Raw genomic sequence first — 3,193 nt, 5'->3', positions numbered from 1 at the left:
GAGATCCATGCACGTGTAGCAGTCCTTAACAGATTTACGGAATTAGGTCGACCACTTACCCAAGTTACGCCTTAAATTTGGCTCAATTAGGGGCGCTTTGCATTTCAAATCTTTGTGCAACAAAGCCTTACAAGACTATTGGCAATTTAATGAAATTGAAAAGCACCAGTTCACTTATTCTGTAAAAAAATTAGTGGAAAAATATGATATTAGTTCATCTGCAAAATTGGAAAGAATCGTTAAACACAGTGGACATTTAAAATATACGGGAATAAAAAACTGCAAAAAGTGCTATTTCGATTATGAAATTTTTATACGTAAAGACATAGGCTTTAAAGATTGGAAGAATTACAAGAGAGAATTAGAATGCTATGACTGCCGTAGACGCTCTGTACAAAATTACATGAACAAATATCTCAATGAGTTTAAATTGTGTATTCCAACATTGTCAGATGAGCCAATAGATTCACCGAAGCAGCAGCTCAGTTACTTAGAAAAAATAGTTCTGTATGTTATGCTCAGCAAAATTAAGATTGGCACAGACAATGTTTTGCCACAACATGAGTGGCGTTCATTTGTTGAACTCGAAGCCAATGGTGCTGGTGATCTTGTAAAAAGAATATTTGAAAAAGGCTATCTTTTTAAAACAAATGAATTTGACGAATTTATACAAAAACAAGCTGATTTGCGCCAGCTACATTCAGATTGTAGACAATATTTGAATGAAAATATAACGCATGAAATTCAAACTTACTTAGCCTTAAATTTTAAGGCAGACATAAATCTTGTGATTCCTGAATGCTACGATTACCTAGAGCAGTGGACCTTTGGGCTGTATGAGGAAATTATGGGTTCAAAAGTTTATATCAAAGACTTCAAGGAAATTGAAAAATATATAAAAAATAAAAGATTAAATGAAGTGTATGCCTTGCTTGATTTTGTTCGCCAATACAAAAAATCCCTGTAAAGAAAAATAATGCTTTGGAATTGGATTTAATGCGGATGCTTCTTAAATATGATTTACAGCATATTTTGAGCTTGTTTTGGTATCAGTCGAAATTTGTAGGTGATCGGTTACGCACCTTAGAGCTATCGGGTGATGAAAACGCTAGGTTTATTAAAGATACTGTTTTTGCTAAGAAAATATCGACTTATTTAGATTATTTAGACCATAAAGATGAAAAACCTAAGTATCCGAGGAATCTTCCTGGAAATTGGACGTATTCCGAGATTGAGCTGTTTGTTAGTGCCCAATTATTGGCAACTATGAAAAGTGGGAAAAGTATACGCCTAGCGAAATCTTGGCTTTGTGGGAAGAGACAAGAGGAATTGAGCTTGAGAACGCAAGCGCTTGATTGCTAAATTTTGATTTTTCAAATAGCGAGGTAAATTTTTTCATTCCAAGAAAATTACAGTTAACCCCTTATGGAGGACTTTAGCTAAGTTATTAGCATCCCAATTAGTCAATCGGATACAACCATGCGATGCTGTTTTAGAAATTAAGGCGGGATTTGGCGTACCATGAATCCCAAAAGAAGGTCGAGATAAACCAATCCAAATATTTCCTACAGGGTTGTTGGGTCCTGGGGGGAGGCTTAAGGGCTTAAGATTTTTGCCTTGAATAAAATTCTTAGGGTTATAACTATAATGTGGATTGAACACGATACTGCCGATGGCATGCGTGCCAGTGGGTGAGGGATTATCTTCGCTCCCGATCGTTGCAGGAAAAGATGCAATGATCTTATTTTGTCGATTAAGCAAATATAATTGTTTAGAACCTTTGTGTGCAATAATGCTTTGCACATTATTTGGCAAAACATTTATTACATTTGCGACAATAATCTTTTCACCGACTTTATTAAAATTTGCGCCTGAATTAATTTTTTGTAGAAACAATTCATCCATATGGAATTTTTCACCGAGCATTTCGGTCACACGAGTGTAATACAAGCCCTTCATTCTTGATTGTTCAGCATAATCTACAGGGATCGATTGAGCATAAGGAACTTTTAAGTCTTGTGTGGTAATGGTGTACTTAATAAACGTCGGTTGAGTTGTATCTTCATTTAAAAGCTGCCAAGTATTTGCGTCTAAGATTCCGTCACCACTTAAACCCTTCATAATCTGAAAAGCGGAAATGGCTTTCACAGTATTTAGGCCCAATATGCCATCAATTGCACCTGAGGATGAGTAATGGCGACTCAACAGCACTTGTAACTTTGCGTAAACAGGAAGATAGCCTTTTTCAAGATTGTCCGACCACTCCGCTTTATTTAGATTATCTAAAGACCATGTGTCGGCTTGGTTTAACAGTGCTAAATTGTTTAGATTGTTAGTGGTAGGAGGAAGTGATTTTTGTGGTTCAGCTGCAAGAGTATAAGTCGAAAAAATATACATACTACTCAGGCAAATAACTAAAAAGCGACTCAACATAACGACTAACCCCCAAACTAATTTTATTGATCAAAATAACTGCACTCATATTTTAAATAAAGTTGATAATTTAAAAATGTATATAAAATGCGGCTTTGTAACAATTTTAACTCTGTACACGACAAATTTCATAGGGCCCTTGTCCTATCAGGCTTTTTCTTTCTTAAAATTGCTAGCACTTTCTTAAATTCTTCTTTTTTCCCAAAACCAATCAAACGTAGAATAGCCATTTGAACATGGTCCAAACCGTAGCGAAATAAACTTACTGAAAGTCGTCCATGCTTCTTTATTTTTATCGCTTTTTTTCGATCATGTTGCCATTCACCTGTTAAATAGCACCAACAGAAACCGATAGCTAGCACTGCTATCAATTTCTTGACTCGTCTAGGGTCTGTTAAACGAGTATTTTCAAGATTGAATCCACGTCCTTTGAGACAACTAAATAAGGTTTCGATTTCCCAGCGTAATGCATAATCACGAATAGCTGAAGCATTCAACATAGGAGAAACAACAAGTAAAAGTTCTCCATCTTCTAATCGTAGCGCACTAATATACAGTTTCACTCGACCAACCCAAATACGTCGTTTACGACATTCAGTTTGACCAACTTGAAGATGACGAAATAAATCACTAGGTGGTGTTTCAAAAAGTATGCTGGCGTTAAACAAATCCGTTATTAAGGTAAAAGAAAGTCAAATCAAAGGCTTTAAAATGATTTTCGAGCTTTTTAGAAAAGTTGCAACTTCTCCTAAATCCACGC

3 protein-coding genes and 2 pseudogenes are annotated in these 3,193 nt (G+C 35.7%); 2 read left to right on the top strand and 3 right to left on the bottom strand.

Annotated features, from left to right (window positions below; translation table 11 throughout):
• The first annotated feature begins 97 nt into the window (after nucleotides 1-97).
• Both MF4640_RS18370 and MF4640_RS18365 read left to right on the top strand, forming a co-directional pair.
• Nucleotides 98-967, top strand: coding sequence for a hypothetical protein (locus MF4640_RS18370; RefSeq protein WP_025468611.1), 870 nt, complete (start codon nucleotides 98-100; stop codon nucleotides 965-967).
• 29 nt (nucleotides 968-996) lie between these two features.
• A complete protein-coding gene (locus MF4640_RS18365; RefSeq protein WP_017482446.1) occupies nucleotides 997-1,362 on the top strand; it encodes a hypothetical protein in 366 nt (121 codons plus the stop codon).
• Between the two features lie 33 nt (nucleotides 1,363-1,395).
• Here the strand turns inward: MF4640_RS18365 and MF4640_RS18360 are convergent, their stop codons facing one another.
• The 3 genes and pseudogenes from MF4640_RS18360 to MF4640_RS19205 all read right to left on the bottom strand — a co-directional run.
• Complete coding sequence (locus tag MF4640_RS18360; RefSeq protein ID WP_005249581.1) at nucleotides 1,396-2,433, bottom strand: L,D-transpeptidase family protein; 1,038 nt, start codon at nucleotides 2,431-2,433, stop codon at nucleotides 1,396-1,398.
• 128 nt (nucleotides 2,434-2,561) lie between these two features.
• Nucleotides 2,562-3,065 (bottom strand): annotated as a pseudogene (locus MF4640_RS18355) (IS4-like element ISAba33 family transposase); the annotation flags it as partial.
• A 28-nt stretch (nucleotides 3,066-3,093) separates the two neighbouring features.
• A pseudogene (locus MF4640_RS19205) lies at nucleotides 3,094-3,193 on the bottom strand (IS1 family transposase); the annotation flags it as partial.

Source organism: Acinetobacter sp. MF4640 (assembly GCF_002018895.1).
Taxonomy (GTDB): Bacteria; Pseudomonadota; Gammaproteobacteria; order Pseudomonadales; family Moraxellaceae; genus Acinetobacter; species Acinetobacter johnsonii.
The sequence above is the reverse complement of the archived record's forward strand: the minus strand, read 5'-3'. Positions and strand labels throughout refer to the sequence as shown.

What these genes read in the sequence shown, in the direction of transcription:
- MF4640_RS18365 (WP_017482446.1), top strand. Translation starts at nt 997, where the DNA reads ATGCGGATGCTTCTTAAATATGATTTACAGCATATTTTGAGCTTGTTT.
- MF4640_RS18360 (WP_005249581.1), bottom strand. Translation starts at nt 2,433, where the DNA reads ATGTTGAGTCGCTTTTTAGTTATTTGCCTGAGTAGTATGTATATTTTT.